The sequence below is a fragment of the Pseudomonas fluorescens genome, assembly GCF_030344995.1.
Lineage (GTDB): Bacteria > Pseudomonadota > Gammaproteobacteria > Pseudomonadales > Pseudomonadaceae > Aquipseudomonas > Aquipseudomonas fluorescens_BF.
In genome coordinates this window covers 5,183,395-5,208,496 of the sequence record NZ_CP128260.1, presented here as the reverse complement: position 1 = coordinate 5,208,496, position 25,102 = coordinate 5,183,395, and the positions used below count along the sequence as shown (strand labels likewise).

General features: G+C 60.1%; 16 protein-coding genes. 6 read left to right on the top strand and 10 right to left on the bottom strand.

Translation table 11 applies throughout. The features are described 5' to 3' along the window. Positions 1–104: 104 nt before the first annotated feature. From QR290_RS23330 to QR290_RS23320, 3 genes are read left to right on the top strand one after another with little or no spacing between them, the layout of a single operon-like run. The gene (locus QR290_RS23330) at positions 105–1,013 is read left to right on the top strand and encodes an ABC transporter permease (RefSeq protein WP_007960163.1); all 909 of its coding nucleotides are present in this window, start codon (positions 105–107) and stop codon (positions 1,011–1,013) included. After that, entirely contained in the window at positions 1,010–1,858 is an 849-nt protein-coding gene (locus QR290_RS23325; protein ID WP_007960165.1) for an ABC transporter permease, read from the top strand. The genes QR290_RS23330 and QR290_RS23325 overlap by 4 nt, the downstream gene beginning before the upstream one ends. 16 nt (positions 1,859–1,874) lie before the next feature. Beyond that, positions 1,875–2,930 (top strand): ABC transporter ATP-binding protein, encoded by a 1,056-nt coding sequence (locus QR290_RS23320; RefSeq protein ID WP_289203710.1) that lies wholly within the window; start codon positions 1,875–1,877, stop codon positions 2,928–2,930. Positions 2,931–3,172: 242 nt separating this feature from the next. Here QR290_RS23320 and QR290_RS23315 read toward each other — a convergent pair whose 3' ends face one another. Continuing rightward, positions 3,173–4,102 (bottom strand): AraC family transcriptional regulator, encoded by a 930-nt coding sequence (locus QR290_RS23315; protein ID WP_039765922.1) that lies wholly within the window; start codon positions 4,100–4,102, stop codon positions 3,173–3,175. 335 nt (positions 4,103–4,437) lie between these two features. Between QR290_RS23315 and QR290_RS23310 the strand changes: the two genes are divergently transcribed. Then, complete coding sequence (locus tag QR290_RS23310) at positions 4,438–4,791, top strand: antibiotic biosynthesis monooxygenase family protein (protein ID WP_115079023.1); 354 nt, start codon at positions 4,438–4,440, stop codon at positions 4,789–4,791. A gap of 43 nt (positions 4,792–4,834) precedes the next feature. Beyond that, the gene (locus tag QR290_RS23305) at positions 4,835–5,077 is read left to right on the top strand and encodes a hypothetical protein (protein ID WP_007960172.1); all 243 of its coding nucleotides are present in this window, start codon (positions 4,835–4,837) and stop codon (positions 5,075–5,077) included. Positions 5,078–5,081: 4 nt separating this feature from the next. Here QR290_RS23305 and QR290_RS23300 read toward each other — a convergent pair whose 3' ends face one another. Next, complete coding sequence (locus tag QR290_RS23300) at positions 5,082–5,711, bottom strand: flavin reductase family protein (RefSeq protein ID WP_115079022.1); 630 nt, start codon at positions 5,709–5,711, stop codon at positions 5,082–5,084. Positions 5,712–5,871: 160 nt separating this feature from the next. Continuing rightward, positions 5,872–6,189: a hypothetical protein gene (locus QR290_RS23295; RefSeq protein ID WP_007960174.1), complete on the bottom strand. Its 318-nt coding sequence runs from the start codon at positions 6,187–6,189 to the stop codon at positions 5,872–5,874. A 348-nt stretch (positions 6,190–6,537) separates the two neighbouring features. Here QR290_RS23295 and QR290_RS23290 point away from each other — a divergent pair, with 348 nt between their 5' ends. After that, positions 6,538–7,296, top strand: coding sequence for a COG4705 family protein (locus QR290_RS23290; RefSeq protein WP_115079021.1), 759 nt, complete (start codon positions 6,538–6,540; stop codon positions 7,294–7,296). Positions 7,297–7,359: 63 nt separating this feature from the next. Here QR290_RS23290 and QR290_RS23285 read toward each other — a convergent pair whose 3' ends face one another. The 7 genes from QR290_RS23285 to QR290_RS23255 form a co-directional block, all read right to left on the bottom strand. Continuing rightward, the gene (locus tag QR290_RS23285) at positions 7,360–8,679 is read right to left on the bottom strand and encodes an MFS transporter (RefSeq protein WP_115079020.1); all 1,320 of its coding nucleotides are present in this window, start codon (positions 8,677–8,679) and stop codon (positions 7,360–7,362) included. Positions 8,680–9,065: 386 nt separating this feature from the next. Beyond that, on the bottom strand, positions 9,066–10,394 hold the full coding sequence (locus tag QR290_RS23280) for a sigma-54-dependent transcriptional regulator (protein ID WP_289203709.1): 1,329 nt from the start codon (positions 10,392–10,394) through the stop codon (positions 9,066–9,068). Further along, positions 10,394–12,154 carry a sensor histidine kinase gene (locus QR290_RS23275; RefSeq protein WP_289203708.1) on the bottom strand — a complete coding sequence of 587 codons (1,761 nt, stop codon included), beginning with the start codon at positions 12,152–12,154 and terminating at the stop codon, positions 10,394–10,396. Before QR290_RS23275 ends, QR290_RS23280 begins: the two co-directional genes overlap by 1 nt. Positions 12,155–12,249: 95 nt before the next feature. Continuing rightward, the gene (locus tag QR290_RS23270; protein ID WP_289203707.1) at positions 12,250–14,970 is read right to left on the bottom strand and encodes an RHS repeat-associated core domain-containing protein; all 2,721 of its coding nucleotides are present in this window, start codon (positions 14,968–14,970) and stop codon (positions 12,250–12,252) included. A gap of 30 nt (positions 14,971–15,000) precedes the next feature. Further along, on the bottom strand, positions 15,001–17,715 hold the full coding sequence (locus QR290_RS23265) for an RHS repeat-associated core domain-containing protein (RefSeq protein ID WP_289203706.1): 2,715 nt from the start codon (positions 17,713–17,715) through the stop codon (positions 15,001–15,003). A gap of 40 nt (positions 17,716–17,755) precedes the next feature. Beyond that, on the bottom strand, positions 17,756–20,563 hold the full coding sequence (locus QR290_RS23260) for an RHS repeat domain-containing protein (protein ID WP_289203705.1): 2,808 nt from the start codon (positions 20,561–20,563) through the stop codon (positions 17,756–17,758). Then, on the bottom strand, positions 20,563–24,927 hold the full coding sequence (locus QR290_RS23255) for a SpvB/TcaC N-terminal domain-containing protein (protein WP_353739136.1): 4,365 nt from the start codon (positions 24,925–24,927) through the stop codon (positions 20,563–20,565). The genes QR290_RS23260 and QR290_RS23255 overlap by 1 nt, the downstream gene beginning before the upstream one ends. Positions 24,928–25,102 lie beyond the last annotated feature (175 nt).

Below are 25,102 nucleotides of genomic sequence, written 5' to 3'. Positions count from 1 at the left end.
GCTTTCGCGGGCAAGTCGAAGCGTCGAACCGCAGCTCCCACAGGGTTCGCGGTGGTTTGGAGATCTGTGTTTGTCTGCTGCTTTCCATTGACGAGATCATTGCTATGGAACATCAATCCCTGACCCAACCGGTCGGCGCGGGTGACGTGCGCCCGGCGCGCGGTGTTTCGCCGACGGCGCGGGCGTGGTTTTTCCTCACGCCGTCGATGCTGTTTCTCGGCGTGCTGATTGCCGCCAGCCTGCTGGTGCTGCGCATGAGCGTCGGCACCAAGGGCGCGGAGTGGTCCGGTTTCAGCCTGGCCAGTTACGCCCAGTTGCTCGAACCCTACTACCTCAAATCGTTGCTGCTGACCTTGCGTCTGGCGCTGATCAGCGCGGTGATCGCCGTGGTGCTGGCGATCCCGGTGGCGTACACCATGTCGCGCCTGACCTCGCCATTCGTACGGCGAATCTTTCTGGCGGCGGTGCTGTTGCCGCTGCTGGTCAACCTGCTGCTGCAAAGCTACGGCTGGCTGGTGATCCTCGGTCCCGGCGGCATGCTCAACCAGACCCTGATGGGCCTCGGCCTTATCAAGCGTCCGATCATGTTGCTGTACAACCAGAACGGCGTGTTGATGGGCCTGGTGCAAACCGCGTTTCCGCTCGCCGTGCTGCCGATTGCCAGCGCCATGCGCGGTGTCGCCCGCAGCTACGAAGAAGCTGCCGCGACCCTCGGCGCCAGTCGTTTTCAGGTGTTCCGCCAGGTGGTGTTGCCGATGAGTCTGCCGGGGATCATCACCGGCGCGACGCTGGTGTTCGCCTACAACGCCAGCAGCTTTGTGGTGCCGTTGTTGCTCGGTGGTCGGCGCGTGCCGATGCTTGCGGTGATGGTGCATGACCAGATCGCCCCGCTGATGAACTGGCCCGCCGCGTCCGCCGCAGGGGTGGTGCTGATCGTCACTACGCTCGCCATCATGACCTTGTCCGAATACATCACCGGCCGCCGTCGCCGTCTGCTGGAGGCTTCGCAATGAGTGCCCTGATCAAGAAGCGTCAGTCGCTGTTGCCGGGCGATACCGGCAAGTTCGCCGGCATCCTCTCCGGGATCATTTTGTTCCTGGCGGTGTTGCCGATTCTTACAATGATCGTGATGTCGTTCAGCGGCGCCTCGAACCTCGACTTCCCGCCGAGCAGCTACAGCCTGCAGTGGTACAAGGCGGCGTGGCACACCTTTGTCTCGCCCGATGCCAGCGATGTGCTGAGCCTCGGCCAGGCCATGGGCACCAGTCTGCTGGTGTCGTGTCTGACGATGATTTTTGCCACGCTGATCGCGGTGCCGGCGGCCTACGCGCTGACCCGTTGCGAGTTCCGTGGCAAGGGCGTGGCGCTGCAATTGATGTCGTTGCCGCTGGTGTTCCCGATGGTAGTGCTGGGGCTGGCGTTGCTGCTGGTGTTCGACAGCCTGCCGTTCCACATGACTACTTCGCGGCTGGTGATCGCCCACGTGATTCTGGCGCTGCCATTCGTGGTGAAGAACTGCACCGCGGCCATGCTTTCCATCGGCAGCGAAGTCGAAGAGGCCGCGCAGATGCTCGGCGCTTCGCCGTTGCGTGCCATCGTCGATGTGGTGGTGCCGTTGATGAAATCGGGGATTCTGGCGGGGATGCTGCTGGCGTTCATCGTCTCGTTCAACGAATTCACCGTGACCTATTTCCTCTACACCATCGACGTCATGACCGTGCCGATCTGGATGTACAGCCGCACCGTGTCATCGCTCGACCCTACCGTGTTCTCGTTTGCCGTGCTGATCGTGCTGATCGACTTCGTCCTGATCTGGGCGCTGGAGAAGCTGGTCGGTGAGGGCGGCGTTTCCTTTTGATTGTGAGGTGCAAAACATGACTGGACTGATTCTGGAAAACGTCGAGAAACACTACGGCTCGGCCTGCGCGGTAAAAGACGTCAATCTGCATTTGCCCGAGGGCAAACTGGTGTGTTTCCTCGGCCCGTCGGGTTGCGGCAAGACCACGCTGCTACGAATGATCGCGGGGCTGGAAACCCTCACCGGCGGCGAGATCCGCCTGGACGGCGAAGACATCGGCCATACCCCGGCGCACCTGCGCAACTTCGGCATGGTGTTCCAGTCGCTGGCGTTGTTCCCGCATATGACCGTGGGCGAGAACATCGCTTATCCACTGAAACTGCGCGGTGTGAGCAAGGCTGATCAACAGGCGCGGGTGGTGGAGTTGCTCGAGTTGATCCAGCTGCAACCGATGATTGATCGCCCGGTAGCGAAACTGTCCGGCGGCCAGCGTCAGCGAGTGGCGATTGCCCGGGCCATTGCCTCACACCCGAAAATCCTTCTGCTCGACGAACCGCTGTCGGCGCTGGATGCCAAGTTGCGCGAGTCGATGCAGGTGGAAATCCGTCAGCTGCAACAACGCCTGAACATCACCACCATCATGGTCACCCACGATCAGCGCGAGGCCATGACCATGGCCGATATCGTGGTGGTACTGGGCGAGCATCGGGTGCAGCAGGTGGGTACGCCGATTGAAATCTATCGGCACCCGGCCAACGAGTTTGTGGCGGACTTCATCGGCTCCGGCAATATCTTCCCGGCCACGGCACTGGGCGATGGCAAGGTCGTGCTGCCGGGCGGCGATGCGCTGCAAGTGCCGATCTGCAGCAGCATCGTGGTCGGGCAGAAAGTGAAGATGTTGATTCGCCCCGAGGATCTGCAACTGACGGCGCCCCAGGCTACGGCGGGTAATCGCCTGCTGGGCAAGGTGACGTTTGTGCGGGATATCGGCGCGACGATCGAGACTACGGTGGAGTGTTCCGGGGTGACGTTTACGGCGCTGAGCACGCCGTGTCAGGGCTTCGGTCTGGGGATCGGGCATCCGGTGTCGGTGACGTTGCCGAGTGAGGCGTGTCGGTTGTTGGGCGCTTAATTGTGCCTCTGCTCAAAATCGCTCCCTCACCCCAGCCCTCTCCCGGAGGGAGAGGGAGCCGACCGAGTTGTCTGGCGCTATCCATCGACCTGAGCGACCGAGTCGATTATGGATTCAAAGCCAGTCGATCAACTTGATTCTGGATTCAAAGCCGATCATTCAAGTCGGTGAACCTCGTCAAGATCCCCCAATCGGTTCCCTCTCCCTCCGGGAGAGGGCTAGGGTGAGGGGAGCTTTTGAGTTCACACCGAAAGCCGCAACCGCGCCAGATCCCTTAGCGGCGGCGCGCCGAACAGGCGGCTGTACTCACGACTGAACTGCGAAGGACTTTCATACCCCACCCGATACCCCGCCGCCGAAGCCTCCAGCCCTTCAGCCAGCATCAAACGCCGCGCCTCTTGCAGGCGCAGTTGCTTCTGATATTGCAACGGACTCATCGCCGTCATCGCCTTGAAGCGGTGATGCAAAGTCGAGACGCTGAGGTTCACTTCCTTCGCCAGATCATCAATGCGCAGCGGCTGTTCGAAGTTGCCGTTGAGCCATTTGATCGCCTGGCTGATGCGGTGGCTCTGGCTGTTGGCGATGGCAATCTCGTACAGCCGATGGCCCTGCGGACTGCGCAGCAGGCGATAGAGAATTTCCCGGCGGATCAGCGGCGCGAGCATGGCGATGTCTTTCGGCGCGTCGAGCAGGCGCGCCAGACGCAGCACCGCATCAAGCATGGCGCTGTCGATCTTTTCCACATACAGACCGCGTCCGGTCGGCCGGGTCGGTACGCCCATCGGGCCGGCGTCGGCGATCAGCGCGGTGATTTCCGCCGGATCAATGTCCAGGCGTACGGCGAGAATCGGCTCCTCCGGCGAGACATTCACCACCCGACCGCTCAACGGCATCGAAACCGACACCACCAGATAATTCAGCGGGTCGTAATTGAAGAATTCGTCCGCCAGCCGTACCTCTTTGCGACCCTGGGCCATGATGCACAGCGCCGGTTGCGCGAGCACCGGGGCGAAGTCATGGGATTGGGTGTGGCGCGACATGAACAGCGAGCCGACGGCAGTGGCATAACTGCCATCTTCGGATGTGTTGCGGCGAATGATGGCCGCCAGTTCTGCGCGCTGCTTTTCCATGTCGGCATCGGGCGGCGCCTGAAAACGATCGAATGACGTCATGCACAGCCTCCTCGGCAAGGGATGGAATGGGAGCAGAGCATAAGTTTGTGCAAGCGCAAGCGGTAGACACATCCTGCGAAATGCTTGCCTGATCCTGCATGGCGTTGCGTGACTGCCCAGACATGAAGGGGCGCATCCCGGAAAACTTGCTCGAAACCGGTGTGACAGGACGGTGACAGCAATTCACGACTTGTTACAGGTCTGCCAGACAGTCTCGCAGGATTGTGCAACGCGACGGCAGGAATCGACTAACGGCGAGTGGTGCCCGGCCCTTAACCTTGGATCCTGTCGCAGCCCGTCCCCGGCTGCCACGCGACTCCCTGGGAGGGTTGAACATGTCTAAGCAGATTCCCGTCAGTCATATGGCCTTCGTTCGAGCGCGCGCCGGGCGTTCGGCGGAACTCGGCATGCGCCTGAGCGCCCTGATCGAACCGTCCCGTGCCGCCCCCGGTTGCCTGAGCTTTGCCTTGCAGCATTCGCAGTGTGATCCGGAGTTGTGGCTGGTCTCCGGTTTCTGGAACAACCAGCAATCGATGACCGCGTATTTCAGCAGTCCGTCGATGGATATCTTTGCCGAGCTGGTGCAGGAATTGGTGGTCAACAGCCTGGATTTTCACACCTTCAAGGAAGTATCGGCCGCACAGGCCGTAGGGCAATGCACTGCGCCGATACACAAACTCGCCGGTTGAATGTTTAATGTCGGGCTTATCCGACTGAGCCAGGACCTGCGATATGGCACGTAAAGAGTTCGAACACTTCGAAGCGGTTTCCGCTGTAGTCCCCGTCGAGTTGGGCGGCAACAAGGGTTATCACGCGGCAATCGCCGTCAAGGCCCTGGTCGACGGCGGTGCACCGCGCTTTCACAAACTGCTGAACGATCAGGTTTTTCCCGGCGCAATCGCGGCGGATGAAGCCGCGATCAATGAACTGGACAAGCTCAAGGGCGTCACCGACGACGCCGAGCTGATCTGGTAAGCGCTTACTTCGTCGCCCCCGGGCGCCACATCTTGAACAACGCCTCCGGCCCCAGCTGGAAATAGTCCGCCGGCCCGCCGCCCCGCAGGATCGGTTCGGCGGCGGCGGTGTCGTAGATCCCGTCTTTCAACAGCCACTTGGCGATATGCACGGCGACCACTTCGCCCAGCACCAGCCAGCTCGGCACGGTCTCGCCGTCGGCGCGCTGCAACTGAATGATCTGGGTGACCTTGCATTCAAAGGACACCGGGCTTTCGGCCACGCGCGGCACGGCAATCACCTTCGACTTCACCGGCGTCAGCCCCGCCAGTTCGAACTCATTGACCTCCGGCCCGACCATCGCGCAGCTCTGGTTCATCTGCTCGGCCAGCGGGCGGGTGGCGAGGTTCCAGACGAATTCGCCGGTCTGCTCGATGTTGTTCAGGCTGTCTTTGCGCCCGACGCTGGAGAACCCGATGATCGGCGGAATGTAGTTGAACGCGTTGAAAAAGCTGTAGGGCGCCAGGTTCAACCGGCCCTCGGCATCCTGCGAAGAAATCCAGCCGATGGGACGCGGGCCGACGATGGCGTTGAACGGATCGTGGGGCAGGCCGTGGCCGTTGGCCGGTTCGTAGAAATGGATGTCATCGGGCATGGTGGGTGTTCCTGAAGGCTTTCGGAAAGGGCTCACATTGCTGGGCCATTTCCATTATTTCCAGCCAAATGCGGAACCCTGTGGGAGGTTGTGAGATTTTGTGTTTTCAGAAATGAACAAGCCCGGCAATGGCCGGGCTTTGGTGTCTGCATTCTGGCGATCAGCTGATGGCAGCGGCGGTACCGGTTTTATCGAAACCGTCAGCTGCGATGGCAGCGGCGGTGCCGGTCTTGTCGAAACCGTCAGCTGCGATAGCCGCAGCAGTGCCGGTCTTGTCGAAACCATCAGCAGCAACGGCTTTGCCGACGTTGGTCTTGTCGAAGCCGTCGGCAGCGTAGGTGCCGGTGTGGCTGGTTTCGATGGCAGCGCTTGCGCCGGAAATGAAGTCGGCGGATTTGGTTTTGTCCGAACCGTCGGCGGCGAAAGTGTTGGCGGCCAGGACGGACAGGGTCAGGGCGAGGATCAGTTTGGTTTTCATGGTCGTTCTCCAGATTCGAAATTCGTTGGCGATGTGTTTCGCATGGGGTTCATGCTACGCCAACTAAGTTGATTAAAAAGCGCAAAATAATGCTAAAAACAATCGATTAACTTGATATTAAGGGCAACGCATTCAATTCGCTTTCGTCGTCGGAGCGAGCGTCGCGCAGTTAATCGATCAGGTAGGTGCAGGATGCGACCGGGGCATTAACCGGTGATTAATCGCCTCTTTTTGCGTGTGTGACAGATTTTTCATGGATTCCCGACCTGTTTTTCACCCGCGCAACGCCAGTCTGCCCACGGCCATAAAGCCAAGAACCGGCCGTCACACACTGGAGCGTTGCCCGCGATGAACAAACTGCCTCAAATCACCCTGGCCTTCTGGGTCATGAAAATCTGCGCGACGACCCTGGGGGAAACCGCGGGGGATTTGTTGTCGATGACCCTTAACGTCGGCTACGCCATCAGCTCGCTGATCCTGATCAGCGTGTTTGTCCTGACGCTGATCGCGCAGCTGATGTCCAAGACTTACAAGCCGTTGCTGTACTGGATCGTGATCCTGTCGACCAGCACCGCCGGCACCACCATGTCCGACTTCATGGACCGCACGCTGGAGCTGGGTTACGCCACCGGTTCCATGATCCTGATCGCGATCCTGCTGGCGATCTTCGCGGCTTGGCGCCTGAGCGGCGACTCGCTCAACGTCACCAAGGTGCAGAGCTTTCGCGGCGAGATGTTCTACTGGATGGCGATTCTGTTCTCCAACACCCTGGGCACCGCGCTCGGCGATTACCTGGCGGACGACTCCGGCCTGGGCTTTGCCGGTGGCGCGCTGTTGATCGGCTCGGCAATTGGCGTGGTCGTGCTGCTCAAGTACTTCACGAAGATTTCGTCGGTGGCGCTGTTCTGGGTGGCGTTCGTGCTGACCCGGCCGTTTGGCGCGACCTTGGGCGACTTGATGACCAAGTCCCATGAGAAGGGCGGACTGGACTTCGGTACCATCGGTTCGTCGGCGGTGCTCGCGGGGATTCTGTTGGTGATGATCGTGGGCGCGTCGTATGCGCAGAAGCGTTATGGCAACAAACAGGGCGTTGCCGAGTTGTCCTGATCGGGAAATCGGTCAGGAAAGAAACGCGCGAAGGTCTTGCACCTTCGCGCGTTTTTTTTGCGATCAGTCAGTGACGATGCGCGAGTGTTTCTGGGTGTCTTTCATGGTGATGTACACCAGCAGGGACACCGCGATGCACGCGGTCACGTACCAGTAGTAACCGGTTTCCATGCCGATGCTCTTGAACCACAGCGCGATGTATTCGGCGGTGCCGCCGAAGATCGACACGGTCAGTGCGTACGGCAGGCCGACACCCAGGGCGCGGATTTCGGTCGGGAACAGCTCGGCTTTTACCACCGCGTTGATCGAGGTGTAGCCGCTGACGATGATCAGCGCCGCCATGATCAGGAAGAACGCACCCCACCAGGTCTGGATGGTGTGCAGGGTCATCAGGATCGGCACGGTGAAGATCGTCCCGAGTACGCCGAAGGCGATCAGGATCGGACGACGACCGATTTTATCGGACAGGCCGCCGATGATCGGTTGCAGGCACATGAACAGGAACAGCGTGGCGGCGGAAATGGTGGTGGAGTCGGAGATGCTCATGCCGACGGTGTTCACCAGGTATTTCTGCATGTAGGTGGTGTAGGTGTAGAACGCCAGCGTACCGCCCATGGTCAGGCCGACCACGGTGAGCAGTTCCTTCGGATGGCGAAGCAAGGTGCGCATGGCGCTTTCCTTGGACTTTTCCTTCTTGGTGAACGACTCGGTTTCTTCCATGCCGCGACGCAGGTACAGCGCGACGATCGCGCACAGCGCGCCGATGGCGAACGGGATGCGCCAGCCCCAGGCGTACAGCTGTTCAGTGGTCAGCATGTTCTGCAGCACGATCAGCACGCCCAGCGCGATGAGCTGGCCGGAGATCAGGGTCACGTACTGGAAGCTGGAGAAGAAGCCGCGACGTTCCTTGGTCGCCATCTCCGACAGATACGTTGCCGAGGTGCCGTACTCGCCGCCGACCGACAGACCTTGCAGCAGACGGGCGAAGACCAGCAGGATCGGCGCGCCGATGCCGATGGTTTCGTAGTTCGGGCTCAGCGCAATCAGCAGGGAGCCGAAGCACATCAGGTACACCGAGGCCATCAGCGCCTTTTTACGGCCGACCTTGTCGGCGTACAGGCCCATCAGCCATCCACCGATCGGGCGCATCAGAAAGCCCACGGCGAAGATCGCGGCGGTGTTCATCAATTGGGCGGTGGTGGAACCGGCGGGGAAGAAGGTCTTGGCGAAGTACAGCGAGAAGGCGGCATAGACGTACCAGTCGTACCACTCGACCATGTTGCCGACGGAACCGCTGAAGATCGACTTGATGCGACTGGCGGTGGTTCGTTCTTTGGCGGGCACGGCAGCCGACCCAAGAGGCAGGGCGTTGGAGTTATCCATTGAAGGATCCTTCGTTTAATTGTTTTTGTGGAGCGCGTTGAAACGCAGCCTGCTGGGGCTATAGCAGGAGCTGTGCCAACGGGGGGAGGGCCGGTTTAGAGGGGGTGGCGAGATTGCTTGAGCGGGTTCTTGCCGATGAGCCGGAATGAATGAGCGGATTTCCGCTTATGTGGCTTGAATCAAAAGCCCCCTCACCCTAGCCCTCTCCCGGAGGGAGAGGGGACCGACGGCGTCGACTATTCGAGGTGCACCGACCTGAGATATCGAGTCGAACGCAGATTTAGAGAAGCAAGGAGATCGGCTCCCTTTCCCCCTCGCCCCCCTTGGGGGAGAGGGCTGGGGTGAGGGGGATGGATTTCAGCCACACCAAAAATCTCCAACCGAACTCACTCAGCCAAAAACATCTCCCGACTCAACCCATGCCGCTGCATCTTTTCATTAAACGTACGACGCGGCAGTTGCAGTTCTTCCAGCACGGCTTTCACATCCCCTTTGTGCCGGGTCAACGCTGCCCGCAGACACTGCGCCTCAAACGCCTCCTGTTGCGCCGCCAGTGACTGCCCCGGATCGATGCCCTGCACCGGTTCATCCAGCCCCAGCACCTGCCGTTCGGCGACGTTCGCCAACTCGCGCACATTGCCCGGCCAGTCATGACTCAGCAGGTGACTCAACTGCGCACCACTGAGCGGCGGGAACGTGCGGCCCAATCGCTGGGCTGCGCTCTGGGCGAAGGATTCGAACAACAGCGGAATGTCCTCGCGACGATCACGCAATGGCGGCAATCGCAGTTCGGCGACGTTCAGGCGATACGCCAGGTCCTCGCGAAAACGCCCGGCCCGGGCTTCATCCAGCAAATCGGGTTTGGTCGCCGCGACGATCCGCAAGTCCACGCGAATGCTCTGGTTCGACCCCAGCCGCTCCAGCTTCTGCTCCTGCAACACCCGCAGCAGTTTCACCTGCTGGGCCAGGGGCATGCTTTCGATTTCATCGAGAAACAGCGTGCCGCCGTCGGCATATTCCAGCTTGCCGATGCGCTTGCCGGAGGCTCCGGTGAACGCGCCGCTCTCATGCCCGAACAACTCGGCTTCGAACAACTGCTCGGGGATCGCCGCGCAGTTCAGCGCCACGAAGGGTTTGTCGGCGCGCGGGCCGAAGTCGTGCAGGCAGCGGGCGACCAGTTCCTTGCCGCTGCCGGTTTCGCCACGGATCAGTACGTTGACCGGCAGCGTCGCCAGATCCAGCACCTGCCGGCGCAAGGTCTGCAAGCCACGGGATACACCGAGCAGCGTCGCATCGAGTTTCGCGCGATTGTCAGCCTGCTCGTGCAGGGCGCGGTTTTCCAGCACCAGCCGACGCTTGTCCAGCGCCCGGCGCAGGCTGCCGAGCAGGGTCTCGGGGCTGAAGGGTTTTTCCAGAAAGTCGTAGGCGCCGTCGCGCATCGCTTCGACCGCCATCGGCACATCGCCGTGGCCGGTGAGCAGAATCACCGGCAGGTCGGCATCCCGGCGCTGTACTTCGGCCAACAGCTCAAGACCGCTGAGGCCGGGCATGCGCACGTCGCTGAGAATCACCCCGGCAAAATGCTTCGGCAGCGCCGCCAGGCATTCCTCGGCGCGGCTGAACAGCTGCACCTCGAACCCGGACAAGCTCAGCCATTGCTCGACGGCACTGCGAATGCTGCTTTCGTCATCGACCACCATCACCGAGTTGAGCATCAGATATGCGCCTCCAGATCGATCGGCAAGGTCAGGCTGAACACCGCGCCGTTGTCGCCATTTTCGGCGCACAGGCGCCCGCCGGATTCGTGGACGATGGCGAACGAAACCGCCAGTCCCAGACCCAGCCCGTCACCCACCGGTTTGGTGGTGAAGAACGGATCGAACACCTGACCCAGATGTTCTTCGGCAATGCCGCCGCCATTGTCGATGACGCTCAGGCGCCACAGTTGTTCGTCGGCTTCCAGGCGGATTTCCAGACGCTTGCACGGCTTGCCTTGCGTGGCGTCGAGGGCGTTGCGCAGCAGGTTGATCAGCACTTGTTCGAGGCGGATCGCATCGCCGCGCACCCAGGCCGGACGGGTCAGGTGCAGCACCAGACTGACCTGTTCATCGCGCATTCTCGCGTCCAGCAATTGCAGGGCCTGATCGACCACAGTCGACAGATCCAGCCGCTCGCGCAAGCCGCTGGGGCTCTTGCGGGCGAAGGTTTTCAGGTGGCCGGTGAGGGCGGCCATGCGGGTGAGCATGTCATCCACCGGTTTGAGCGCCTTGTAGGCGTCATCGACCCGACCGTGATCGAGCAGCAGCCTCAGAGTTGCAAGCTGCATGCGCTGGGCGGTCAACGGCTGATTGATTTCGTGGGCCAGCGCGGCGGACATCTGCCCCAGCGCCGCGAGTTTTGCCGATTGCACCAGACCGTCCTGTGCGGTGCGCAAGTCGCGGGTGCGTTCCTCGACCAGTTGCTCAAGTTCTTCGCGGCTGCGCTGGCGCATCTTTGCCAGACGCCAGCGCTGATTGAGGAACAGCAACAGGAACACCAGCGCCAGCCACACCCCGGCGGCGGCGAGCCCGGCATTACGCTGGTCTTCGAAGGACACTTGCGGACGCCGCAGCAGATGCAGCGTCCAGCCTTCGGCAGTCAGCGGCAGCGATTCCCACAGGTAATCCGCCGTGCCTTGCGGGCCTTCGACGCGGCGCAGGTCGCTGTTGTCGTCGAAGCGACGCAGCGACAAATGGGTCAGCGGCACCAGCGATTGCTTGTCGTATTGGCGAGTGCTCTTGATCTCTCGGTAATCGGCCGGGGTCAGCGGGTGCAGCAGGCGATAGCGCCAGTCGGGCTGGTTGGCGATGAAGATGATGCCCCGGGCATCGCTGACCAGCAGAGTGTCGCTGCCCTGGCTCCATTCGCGTTCGAGCTCGGGGAATTCGAGCTTGACCACCATCGCCCCGAGGAACTCGCCGTTGTCGCCGAGCACCGCGCTGGACAGGAAGTAACCGGGAATCCCGCTGGTCACGCCCACCGCGTAGAAACGCCCGGTGCCTTGAGTGCGGGTCTGACTGAAGTAGGGGCGAAAGCCATAGTTGTGACCGACGTAACTGCTCGGCAGACGCCAGTTGCTGGCCGCCACCGCCAGGCCGGTGTGGTCGAGCAGTTCAAGGGTCGAGGATTGCGCGGCGCCGTTGATCTTTTCCAGTTTCAGATTCAGCGCAGCCTGCTGTTCGGCATCGACCGGACCTGCCAGCGCCGCACGCAATTGCGGGTCCAGCGCCAGCACGGCGGGCAGGGCGCGGTAGCGGTCGATCAGGGTGTGCAGCGAGTTGGCGTACAGCGCCAGTTGCTGGTTGGCTCGGGCGGCATCTTCCACCAGCGCCTGGCGCTCGGCGTGACGGATTGCAAGTGTCGCGGCGAGGGCGGCGCCGGCGAGGATCAGCAGGGTGTACAGCGACAGACGCAGGGTACGGGAAGTCGGCAGCATGCTGGGCGCGTAGAGGTAGGAAGTCGGGCCGGCACCATAGCATGGTGTCGGCCCGAACTGACAAGAGGGGCAGAAGTTCTGCCCGGCTCGCGCTGTCAGCGGAGCACGTAGGGTTTGCGTACAGCCCTGCGAGTTGCTCTGGCTCTATGAAATACACTCCCGGCAGAACCTCGAGAGTTCTCTGAACTGCGACGTGACGATGTGTTGCTTTCACTTGGGGCTTGCGGCCGCAGGCGGGTGATATTTTCGAGGATTGTCATGCTTTGCCAGGAAATTCCGACCAACTCTTCCGCGTCCAGTACTTTCTGACGCAGCGATTGCACGGCTTTCATTGACACCTCCTTCTTAAGGCTCTGTTCAGCGACGAGCCTGTCGACCGTGTCCAGCCATTTTCCTGCCTGAGCCTTCTTGTCCGCCTTGGCCTTGGTGTCTCTCAACTCGTCGACGTAGCCCCCTACGATCGGACCCAATATCATGCCCGCCACGGTTGCTGCCGTGGTGACACCCAGTGTGCTCATGGTGAAGAACCGGTTGGCATCTTGCGTGACATCGGCGGGTGGTACGGCGCCGTCCCCACCGGGGTTCCAGGTGTTGGGCGGTGACCAGCCCGGGTTGAACAGCGTTGCGTGCAAAACGAACTGGGCGGTGGCGGTGAGTAATGTGGAGACCACAGCTGCGTTGGCCGGAGACGAAGTCCCGACGGGCAGCAATGCCAATCCGACTTTCGAATTGACCGCCGCCAGCGCGGCTTGCGTGCCCCATTCGCCCCAGGATTGATCGGGCTTGGGCGGCAGCGTACCGGGAGGATTGTTTGCCGGGTCATCCACCAGCGCGGGTGTACCGGTGGATGGCTCGCTGCCGGTGATCGAACTGCGACGTGACGATGACGTCGATCCGCCCACGTCGATGGAGGTCTGGTCAGACGTGGACGGCGCCGGTTGCGTCATCATCCCTTGCTCGTCAATGAAATTGATCGGGTTGTTCGCCGTCATCCGGTACAGATTCAATCCGTCCACGGTTCCCGCCTTGTCCGGCTGGGTCCAGCGTTGCAGCCATGGGGCGTAATAGCGTTGCCCGTAATAGACCAGGCCGCTTTCATCGGTTTCCTTGCCGCTGTAGCGGATGAACTTGTAGTCCACTTCGATCAGTGACCGGGCTGCCAATGTCGAGGTGCTGCCGAACGGGTAGTAGGTCTCCTCACTGATCAATCGCGCCAGTTGGTCCACTTCTTTCAGGGACGACCCCAGGTGATCCTTGAGGATATAGCGCATTTGACTCTGATCGATGCGCGTGGGTTTTCCCTTCACCCAGTGGAGACATGTCACGTGGCCTGCGCCAGTGTCCAGCTTGATGACGTGCAGTTCTTCGCCGTTGTCTCGGGTGCGGATCTCCAGATCGGGCAAGTAGCGCACGTCACGGAAATGGCTGACTGACGGAGTGTGGGTCTCCAGTCTTTTGTGTACGCGCAGATCCTGACTGTAGCGATGCTGCTCGGTATCGTGTGGTCCGGTGGGATGTCTGGCCAGGGTCACGGAGCCCAGCTGATTGCGACTGTTCCACTGCAGTGGGCCGAACGGTAGCGCCAGCTGGTTGCCCGCAGCATCGAACTCCTTGGGAAAATCCGGTATCGGATCACCCGTTTTCCAGCGCACCCCCCGGTTGCTGTCCGGATCGATATGCACCTGGAAAGTATGGTTGGCCCCATCGCGGACGCGGGTGGTCTTTACGAGGTTGTCGCCATTGTCGTACTCGTAGGTTTCTGTGTAATTGCGTCGATCATTGGGGTCGGTCGGCTGTGGCAGACCCGGGTTATCCGTAGGTGGCATCTCGTCGTATCCGCTGGCGTAAATCAGGCGGTACGTTGAGTCATAGCGGAACGCACGGTGCCCATCGACGCGCTGGTTGTGAAAATACGTCGGTGCGTAGCCGCCATCGAGGATGCGAGTGATGTTGCCCATCCGGTCATATTCATACCCGAAATCCTGAATCGATTCCCCTGTCGCCTTTTGTGCGTATTGTCGAAGCAGGCGACCGTCAGCAGCCCGATAGTGCCAGTGACTGCTCACATCGTTGCCAGTCCGTTGCAGGATCGTCTGCCCGGTGGCGTTGTATCGTGCATCTCGCAACACCGGTTGCCAGGCGAGCAGGTCGTTAACCTTGAGTTGCACCTGTGTGAGCTGCCCGGCTACGTCGTAAGCCAGATGCCGCTGGTGGCCGCCGGCATCGGTCTGCTTCAACAGAGCGCCAAGGGGGCTGAGATTCTGCTGACTGGAAAAGGACAATCCATCGTGAAAAGTGCGGCTTTCCTGCAGCGCAGCGCCTGTAAGGGCAAAAGAGTGCAGTTTGACGCTGCCCGATGGATCATTGATTTCGACCATTTGCCCGCGCCGGTTGTAGCCCGCGTCGGCCGAGGCATCGGCATAGACGTAGGCCTCTTTATCCAGTCCGGTGTCCTGCGCGACGGACACCAGGCGCAGTTGATTGTCGAATGTGTGCTGCCAGTGGTGGTTGCGTGCGTCCCAGCGTTGCAAGGTTTCGCCTGTCACTCCAGGCAGGCGCCGGCTTTTTCCGGCGTCCACACTGTCTGTTTCAAGCAGCTCTGCGATCAGATTGAAAACGCTGGTGATGGAGGGTCTGGCCAGACGCGGGTCCCACTGTTTCACCACGTGCCCGAGCGCATCGCGTTGCTGGCGTGTGATCAGTGCCTCGGCGGTTGCACCGGCAACCGAGCGCAGATAGGCCACCTGACGAACCACCAGGCCCCGGCTGTCATAAGCTGACAGCGAAGGTGTGCGCTCATGGGGAGAGTGGGGCATCGTCCTTGGCCTCTGCTGTGTTCATAAAATTCAAAGGCCCGACATTACAAGCTTGCGCCGAGCGAGTTGACGCTTGTGCACCATCGGTAAAGGTGTTGGATTTTCCTGTGGAGGGTCGCTGACCTCCGGCGTCGGCAGGGTCGAAGAGGACGGATCGTTGGCAGCCTTCAGCACTTGACTCAATGCCTCGAAGTACGGGGCGCCTTCGCCTGGGATCGATTTGCCAATTTCCACCTGCTGCAGAGGAGTGAGTGTCGTCATTTGCTCAAAGAACAATTCCTGCATCCTTGCCTCATAGGTAGCGGGAGCGGCCTCGGGCTTCATTTCCGTTTCCGGGCCTTTATCCGCTTCTGGATCCAGTTGATCGGGTAGTTCAGCAGCGGCGCTCAAGGCATCTCCAACAGCCCCCGCAACCTCTCCAAAGAGGCCGACGGTATCGTTCACGGCTTCGGCTCTGAGCAGCATGTCTGCCCTGTTCAGCCCCTTCTTCATGTGGTTGTAACCTATTGTCGGTACGACGAAAGCGCCGACAAGCGGCATGAGAGGCGCGGCGCCGAGGAGGAAAGGGGCGGCGGGGGGAATGGCGGCGGCAAGGCCGGCCAAAGCTGTTCCCAAAACACCTCCGGCACCTAAGCCTTTTCGTATGGCAGTTCTGCCGTACTTGGACCTTATGTATTTCATAGGCTTGAGGTCTTTGCGAACCTGCTCGATATCGGCGTCTTCAGGAATCATCTTCTCAAAATCGGATGCGATGTTTTTCATCTGTTCTGCGGCTGTTTGAGCTTTTTTAACGGCGCCAGCCCATCTATTCAGCTTATAACCAATGGTTTTTTTGCCGTCACCGGTGTTGCCGGAGGCGCCGGCTTCGTCTTTCGCATTGCCGGTGTCGTCCACATAGAAAATCGGGTTGTTGCCGACAAACGCATACCGGTTCGTTCCATCCGCATCGCCGCTCGGGTCGGCGCTGACCCAGCGCCCCAGCCATGGCGCGTAATACCGTGCTCCGTAGTAATAAAGCCCGGTGACATCCATTTCCTTGCCCGAATAGCGGGTGAACTTGTAGTCCGCTTCGATCTGCGAGCGGGCCGCCATCGACGAGGTAGCACCGAAGGCGTAGTAGCTTTCGCGGCTGATCACCTGCGCCCGTTGATCAATCTCCGTAACGCTCGATCCCAAATGGTCGGAATGGGAATAACACAACCGATCAGCATCGATACCAGGTGGTTTGCCGGTGACCCAGTGCAGGCACGTCACCTCGCCGATGCCGGTGGCGACAGTGACCCTGTGCAATTCTTCTCCGCTGCTTCGGTTGCGGATTTCCAGACTCCCCACGTAATGCACCTCAGCAACATGGTTGACTGTGCCTGTGTGGGTTTCGTGGCGTTTATAGACCCTTGCGCCCTGGCTGTAGTGATACAGCTCCTGATCGGGCGGACCGCTGGCGTGCTCCACGAGAATCAGCGACTTCAGTTGATTGCGGCTGTTCCAGTCCATTGGCTGGCCGGGTTGCAGGGCCAACTGATTACCGGCGCGGTCGAACAGGGCGCTGAAGTCAGGTGCCGGGTCTCCCGCTTTCCAGCGCACACCGCGATTGCTGGCCGGGTCGATGAACATCTCGCGGGTGTAGGTGTTGCCGTCGCGCACGTGGGTCAGTTTTTTCAGGTTGTTGCCGTCGTCGTATTCGAAAGACTCGACATAGTTGCGTCGGTCATTGGGATCTGTGGGTTGCGGCCGTCCGGGGTTGTCCGCAGGCGGGGCGTCGCTGTAACCGGTGGCGCGGATCAGGCGGTACACCGAGTCATAGCCAAATGTGCGTTCACCGTCGACCCGCTGGTTGCGGAAAAACGTCCGTGCGTAGGTGAGATCGACGATGCGAGTAATGTTCCCTGCGGCGTCATATGCATACTCGAAATCCTGAACCGCCGGCTCCGAAGCTTTTTGCGCGTACTGCCGAAGCAGACGTCCGTCGGCCTCGCGGTAATGCCAGTGGCTGGTTACACCGTTGCCGAGATGTTGTTCGGTGATCTGGCCGGCGGCGTTGTAATCCGCGCCGTTCAAGATCGGCTGAACACTTTGCCCGCTGAGTTGCAGTTGCACTTGAGCAAGCTGCCCGGCGATGTCGAAGGTTGAAAGTTGGAGATGCCCGCCGGCGTCGGTGGTTTGCAGCAGTGCACCGATGGCGCTGAAACGCTGGCGGTCGGTGCAGATCTTGCCGTCCTTGAAGGTGCGGATTTCTTCCGTTGACTGGCCACGCATGTTGAAGCTGTTGAATTGCACTGTACCCGCTGGGTCGCTCAGCGCTGTCATTTGTCCGCGCAGGTTGTGCGTCGGATCGGCCGAAACACTGTCGTAGCTGAAGCTTTCGAATCCGGTTACCCCGTTCTCCGTGACGCTGCTCAGACGCATTTGCGGGTCGTAGCTCATCGCCCGGTGATTGCCGTTCGCATCCCAATGCTGCAACAGTTCGCCGCCGAGTCCGGGCAGGAGCGTGTCTTCGCCACCGTCGACGTTCTGGCTCTTGACTGCTGTGCCATCTAACTTGAACACGGTTGTTGTATTGGGTGTGGGCAAGCGCGGATCCTGCTGTGCAACCAGATGGCCGACAACGTCATATTGCAGTCGGTTGATGAGCGCCCGCACTTCCTCGCCGGCCACTTTGCGCAGGTAGTCGACTTGTCTGACGGCTTCGCCACGAGGGCCGAATACCGACATTGCTGGTGTGAGGTAGTGCACGCTGGCGTTCATGACTTGATCCGTTTTATGGGCTTCACATGATGAAACGGGGTCAGACGAAGGTCTCGGAATATTGGTGCTGAACCCTGACAGTTCTCCGGTTTCTTGGTTTTGGCGTCGGCCTTTGCGCGCGGTGCGTATCGCTCTCCTCTATCGTTCGAGGGGCACCACCTCCTGAAATGGCCTGCACCAATGCCCGGTAATTCATCACTGCTGCCAACGCCACCTGTCGCTCGGGAGAGAGTTGCCTGACTTTCCCAAGCAGGTCCATTTCGATGTTCGAAAAGGAGTTGCCCGTATTACCTCTGGAGCCATCAGGTAGTGGTTCTGAAGGCAGAACCTGCGGATCAGGAAGGTTTTCACTTATCTCGTTGACGATGTCGATATGGCCGGCCAGATTATTCATGGACTCCAGAATGTCCTCCCTGGCTTTCCCCTCGTTTACGTTCTTCTTCATGTACCTGAGCATGATGACAGGCATCGCCACATAGCCGATCACCCCACCCAGGATTGCGAAAAGCGCACCGCCGAGCACGGCACCCAGGACGGCGCCCAGCGGGCCACCGATTATCAAGCCCGCAATTCCACCGATAAAAGTACCCAGTGCCGAGCCTGTTGTGGAGCCAATCTTCACACCGGCCTTCATGGCGGCCCGACCGGACGAAGAACGCAGATACTCGCCGAGCGTAAGATTTTCAATCTGTGCCTTGAAAGCAAGATATCGGCTTAAACCTTTTGACACCGGCCTGTCGGGAGGGGCGTCATCTACATTCACTCGACCACCTGGACCCGGCCTTAAAGGCAGGTCACCTCCATCCTCACCGCCACCGCCACCGCCACCGCCACCTTCATCTCCATCTTGCGGTGACGGCCCAGGCACCATATCTCTGAAGGTTTCCGCCATTCCCCTGAGCTGTCCTGACGCTTTTTTCGATACGTTCACGAACGAAAAGAAGCCCGTGAGCACGGTAAACCACGTACTTTCGTGACCTGTGACATCGACATGGATCAGCGGGTTGTTGCCGACAAACGCGTAAAGATTCAGCCCGTCCACATCCCCCGCCGGATCGACGGCGATCCAGCGGCCCAGCCAGGGTGCGTAGTAACGCGCACCGTAGTAGTACAGCCCGCCGATATCCATTTCCTTGCCCGAGTAGCGGATGAAGCGGTAGTCCACCTCGATCTGTGATCGCGCCACCATCCAGGCGGTGGTGCCGAAGGGCAAGTAACCTTCATGACTGATCATCTGTGCCTGCTGATCGAGTTCCATGGATACGGACTGCAAATGATCACTGAGGGTGTAGCGCATTTGATCGGCCGGCATGTTCGGCGGTTTACCGCTGACCCAGTGCAGGCAAATCACGTTTTCGATGCCGCTGACGAGGGAGATCAGATGTAATTCTTCGCCATTGTCTCGGGTGCGAATCTCCAGCCCCGGCAGATAGCGCACCTCATGGAAGTGATCGATGGCCGCTGTGTGGCTGTCGTGGCGTTTGTAGACCCGCTTGCCCTGACTGTAGCGGTAATGCTCTTCGTCATTCGGGCCACTGCCGTTGCGGTCTATCAGGATTACCGACGCCAGTTGATTGCGATTGTTCCATTGCATCGGCTGGCCAGACTGCAGGGCCAGCAGGTTGCCAGCGCTGTCGAACCGAGTGCTGAAGTCTGGCGGCGGATCTCCGGGCTTCCAGCGCAAACCCCGGTTGGTGAGTGGATCTATGAACACCTCGTTGGTGTGACTGGCGCCTTCGCGTGCATGAATGGTTCTGATCAGGTTGTTGCCCTTGTCGTACTCATAGGTTTGCGTGTAATTGCGCCGATCGGCAGGGTCGGACGGTTGGGGGCGGCCCGGGTTGTCTGCCGGGGGCCTGTCGCTGTATCCGGTCGCGCTGTGCAGTCGGTAGAGTGAGTCATAGGTGAACAGGCGACGACCGTCGAGCCGCTGGTTGGCGAAAAAACGTGGCGTGAAGGTGTTATCGATGATGGTCTTGATATTGCCCATCAGATCGTATTCATATTCGAAATCCTGAAGCGCCGACCCTGACCCCTTTTGTGCGTAGCAACGCAGCAGGAAACCGTCAGCGGCGCGATAGTGCGAATGGCTGATCACGCCATTGCCGGCCTGGTGTTCGATGACCCGCCCGGCGGCATCGAACTGTGCACCTTGCAGTACCGGTTGCCAGTCGGGTTGGCCATTCACCTTGAGCAGCACTTGTACGAGCTGACCTGCCACATCGAACTTCGACTGCTGCCGGTGCCCGGCGGCATCGGTATGTTCGACAAGCATGCCCAGCGGGCTGAACAACCTGTGGCTGGTCAGCGCCACGCCATCGTGAAAGGTACGGGTTTCCTGTCGAGCGGGGCCTGTGAGAGCGAAGCTGTGAAATTCGACACTGCCGGACGGGTCGGTCAGCTTGATCATCTGCCCGCGCAGGTTGTGACCAGGGTCGGCTGACGAGGCGGCATAAAGCCGGGTTTCGACGTCCGGCACACCGTTCTCTTCAAGAGTCAAAAGTCGCAGTTGGAGGTCGTGATCCATGCGTCGGTGGTTGCCGTTAGCGTCCCAGGATTGCAGGGTTTCACCGGCCAGACCCGGCAACGTGACGTTCACGCCGGCATCGACGCTGGCAAACCTCACGACCTGACCATCCAGCGTAAAAAGGCTGGTTGTATTCACCGTGGGTAGGCGCGGATCCTGTTGCCCCACGGCCCGGCCAGCGACGTCATGGAGCCTGCGGGTGACGAGCGTCTGAACATCCTCACCCGCCACATTGCGCAGATAGGCAACCTGCCGGATCCCGATTGCGCGCGGATCATTAGCCTGCAAGGCGGGTGTGTTCCCGTGCACATTGGCACTCATCATTTAGCCTTTTTCAACCTTCTGACAGGTTGTCTCAAAGGGACCTTCGCGGGTTTCGACGGCGGTGTGTCGTCAGTGTCATTGAAGTCATAACTGAGCTTGAACCACGGATGCAGGATGTCGAACGCCAGATAACCAAGAGCATTGATCGTCTGGATCGGCCGGCCCAGGGCGTCGTAGAACATCCGGTCGTGGTAGCCGTGCTTGCGCATCGCGCTGTCATTGATGCAGCGATGGGTGTTGAGAAAGTAGGGGCGGTAAACCCGGATGGTCTCGCCCTTGTGGTTGTATTCCACACGGCTCTGGACCCGCCAGCGTTGAATGGTCGGCATTTCGACCGGCTTGCCGTCGGCGCCGGTCACCAGATTGTCCTCGGGCGTAGCTACAAGGGCATCGCCCGGCGGGACGAACTGTTTGCTTTGCAGCGCGCGGCCAAAGCCGTCGACGTAGCTGATCGTCATCTGAATCAGTTGCAGCGGGTCGGTGGGATAGCGGTCGGCAACCAGACTCAGGCTGTGCACCGGTTGCCTGAGGGCGGTGCGGATGATCCTGAGCAGGGTCTGTTCGCTGGCCGTGCGTTTTTTGCGCTGATTCAACCAGCGCAGCGCCGAGGCGCGAATGTGGCCATCGGGCAGGATCAGGCCCTTGGAGACCCATTCCTTTCTTTTGCGCGGCAGCGCATTGGGTGGTAGCGACGGCATCCAGCTAAGAAGATCGGTGCGCACTGCGCTGGCGGCGGAAGCCACTACGGTTTTCGGATGGGTGAGGGCGTATTCGACGCTCAGATCAGGCTGTGGCGGATAACTGGAGAGGGGCGCGAACCCGGCCGGCAATCCTTCTTCGGTGCCATGAAAACTGAGCACCATGGGTTGACCGCCTGCGTCGTAAACAACCTCCTGAATGTTCTCGTTGGGATCCTTGATGCTGAGTGGCAAAAGCGTGTGATGGTCCGGCGTCACTTGGGTTGTGCAGCCGTCCGGCAGGGTAATGGCAATGGTCAGCAGATGGTATGTATCCCAAGTAATGTGCGTCACGCCATGACTGGCGGTCTGTTGCACCTCGGTGACGTGAAAGAAACCGCTGGCGTCGGCGTAGGTGAAAAAGCCGCTGTGCGACGACCACAGGTTTTGCCGCGCATCCTGTTCAGGATCTGCCGGGGAGAACAGCGGCATGAGCGTGTAGCCGATTTTTCTCAGCTGCTCCCGAATGTCTGTCGAGACGTCGTCGTAGGCCTCCAGGGCCTTTTTGTCGAATACGGCCCGCTCGGTCGGCCCGGCCAGTGGCGGGTAGTGCATCTTGCCGGCGGACTCCAGATACGTGTGTTGCGAGAGCGAGGTCAGTTCCCGCGCGGCTATCCATTCGGCGCTGTCTTTATACCGGTCGAAGTTTTCGAAGCTGATGTCCGCCGCGCGCAGACCTCCCGGCAACATCCCCTTGGCCAGCATCAGCGCATTGCCGCGCTGGCGCCAAGGCAAACCGAGATGCCAATGACCTTCAGTTATCAGGTGAATGAATTCGGCGAGGACTTCTGTCAGAAAAAAAGGCTGTTGTTGCTGATCGTGGCTGTCGTACCAGGCGCGCATTTTATCCACACGTTCAAATGGCGGTTCATCGGTCTCTGTGCGCCGCCGGGCACAGGCGACCGTAAAGCCGTGAGTCAAACCACCGTACTTGTCCCACGCCAGATTGACCGTGTGCTGGCAGTTCGGGTCGTCCATGAAGCGTTCGTATTGGTGGCTGCGGGTTTCCTGTGCGAGCACCAGCAGACTGGACGGTTTGTCATTGACGACCCGCACCCGATAGCGGAATTCGCTCAGGGAGAACAGGCGCGCGGGGGCGGGGTCGTCTGCCTGACACACCTCGGTGCGCAACGGTCTACCGGCCAGGGCGTAGGCGATTTCGCGATGGTCGTCGGCTTTGCGCCGCTTGCGAACCCGTTCCTTTCGGTTCTTGGCGTCGAACGTTGAAATAACCGTGGGCCCCAGCGGTGTGATTTCGTCGTCGAGTTCGCAGATGCCTTGCAAGACAAGGTCGATGCTTTGACCGGTATGAAACCAGTGAGTCGTCCGCATCGGCGCCGTATGGCCGCTTTCAGCCTTGCCCGGCTCCAGTTCACTGTCGGTCTGGCAGACTTTGCCGAAACCGCGAAACTCACGTTCGTAACCGTCGTAGTAACCCTCGAAATATTCATGGAACTGCATCAGGTAGTTGCCAGTGATTTCATCGTCCTGGCGCAACCAGTGAAGCACCATCTGGGGGAAGGGCAGCAGACACACCGGACGCCGGCGCGCCATCAGTTCCAGACGTTTTTCATCCAGCCAGAACTGCGCACTGCTGCGATGTTTCAGAGTTGCGCCGTAACCCATGTTGTTGTTGCAGCCGGTGAGCAGATAGGGCCGTTCACTGACGAAGTGATACACCCAGTGCTGCGGCGTCATGTGCGGTTTGGTGAACAGCAGGCTTGCACAACCGATGCCTCGCAGGTCGGCGAAGGTCACCTGGCAGAGGTTGTCGTAGCGAATGCCGTCGGGCCATGGGACACGCACGGGTGTCGAGGCCAGGCCATTGCCACCCTGGTTGAACCAGATTTCGAAGTAATCCGAAGACAGGTAGATGAAGGCCGGGGCACCGGAGCCGTCCAGATCGGCGATGCGTACCCGGTCCGCATCGAATTCACCATAGTCGAACGGCAGATCGCTCAGCTTGAAACCCACTCCAAACCGACCATGTCCGAGGCTGGCCCAACAGCGGATTTCATCGTGGCGAATCCGGCACAGCTCCATGCCACTGGCGCCCATGCCACTGAATGACACCAGTTCGCTGCGGGCATTGCCGAACAGCGGCAATCTGTCCGGGGTATGCGGCACATCCTGGCCGGGTGCGAATCCTTTCTCCCGCACATTGGCATACACCCGCACGCTGTTCGGGCCGATCAGGGCCATGGAATCCAGACCATCGCCACTCAGGTCCCCCAGTTGCGCGAGTTGATGGAAAAACTCCACGGGAAACCGGCAGAACTCCTTGAACAGCGACCAGGTGCCGTCCGGTTTGAGCGTGTAATACCCGCTGCCGCCGGGTTGGGCGACGATCCAGTCGAGGTGGCCATCGCCAGTGAGGTCGGTGAGGATCTGAACCACCGGTTTGCTGGTATCCGCGTTTGGTATCAGCGGCTGCAGTGTCCAAGGGCCGTAGACGATTTCGTCCGTACCGGGCGCTCCGCGCAAGGGCTCGCGGTAGTACCAGGCGCCTTCGTACTGGCAGAGAAAACCGGGCAGGCCTTCGCCGTAAAGATCGACGCAATGGTAGGGCTGGCCGTCATTGAGGCCGGGCATGTGATCGAGTTGCAGGAAGGGTTTGGGGGTGGTGTCGAGTATCAGTGGTTCATAAAAATATTCGAGGGGCGGCATGTGCTTGACGCGACCTGTAGCGTCGTAACTCATGTAGTGCGCGGCTTTCAGATGGTTGTATCCATACAGTGTCGGCTCATGTTCCAGCAACAGGCGATTGACCAGCGTCGGCTCTGGGCCGATGTGGTTGAACAGTAGAAACTGCCTGCACAGGCGTCGGGTGCCTAACTCGAAGCCGAAGCGATGACTGCGGAACGGGTCGCTGCGAGGTAGCCATTTATCTTCGGCGGCCAAAAAAGGTGGAACAGCCTCTCTGCGGGTGACGCGCTCCCCGTAGTCAACGATTAATCGGAACAGCCAGTCCAGCAGCTCTGGTTGTGCATGATCGAGGCAATACAGATCGGTACTGGCGGTTTTGTTGCAATAGCATACCTGGCGCAGGTAGCGCTGGGCCCGGTAGTCAAAGCGAGGGTCAGCGTCGGTGTCGTCGGATTTGTATTCGAAGAAGATGTTTTCCCCGACAGCGTTTCTGATTTCCACCAGCAGCCACGCGGCAATGCGGGTTGGATCTTCAGGGTCATAAATGCACGATTGCGGAGAGTTGCCGTAGCAATGTTGCGAGCCGTCGGCTCTGGACACCACCCAGAAGGGATTACCGGTATCGGGTGTCCAAAGCTCGTAACGGTCGAATGTGCTTTCCAGGCGAGGGGCATAGCGCACTACGGAAAATTTTCTGGCCCATCTGCCCTTGCCTCGTGTGCGCCGGGTTTGCTTGATCTTGCCGCGGGCCGTCAGCTCGGGACGCAGGTCGGTGCCGTCGGCCTGCATGACATCGGAGGCCTCGTATTTCGGCACACCCTTGCTGGTCTTGCGCGAGATGACGGGCAAGGGCAGATCCCAGCTGAGCCCGCATTTGCCATTGCCCGCGTTACCGTCGCAGACCAGTTGCAACTCGGGATTGAGCGTGCGTGCGTTCAGGATCGGGAGGGGCAGGGTGTAAGAACGTTGCCCGGTCACACCGATTTCCCCCCAACTGCGTCCGTTCGTTGCAATGGACGCAGTCTTGGCAATGGAGGGAGGAGTGACGAGCGCATCTGCATCCGGGGTCATGGCGTTGCAACCTGAAGATGTCGAGGTGTCACGCTAGCAGAGCGGATGACGCCGGACACCTGTCAGATCTGACAGGTGCCGA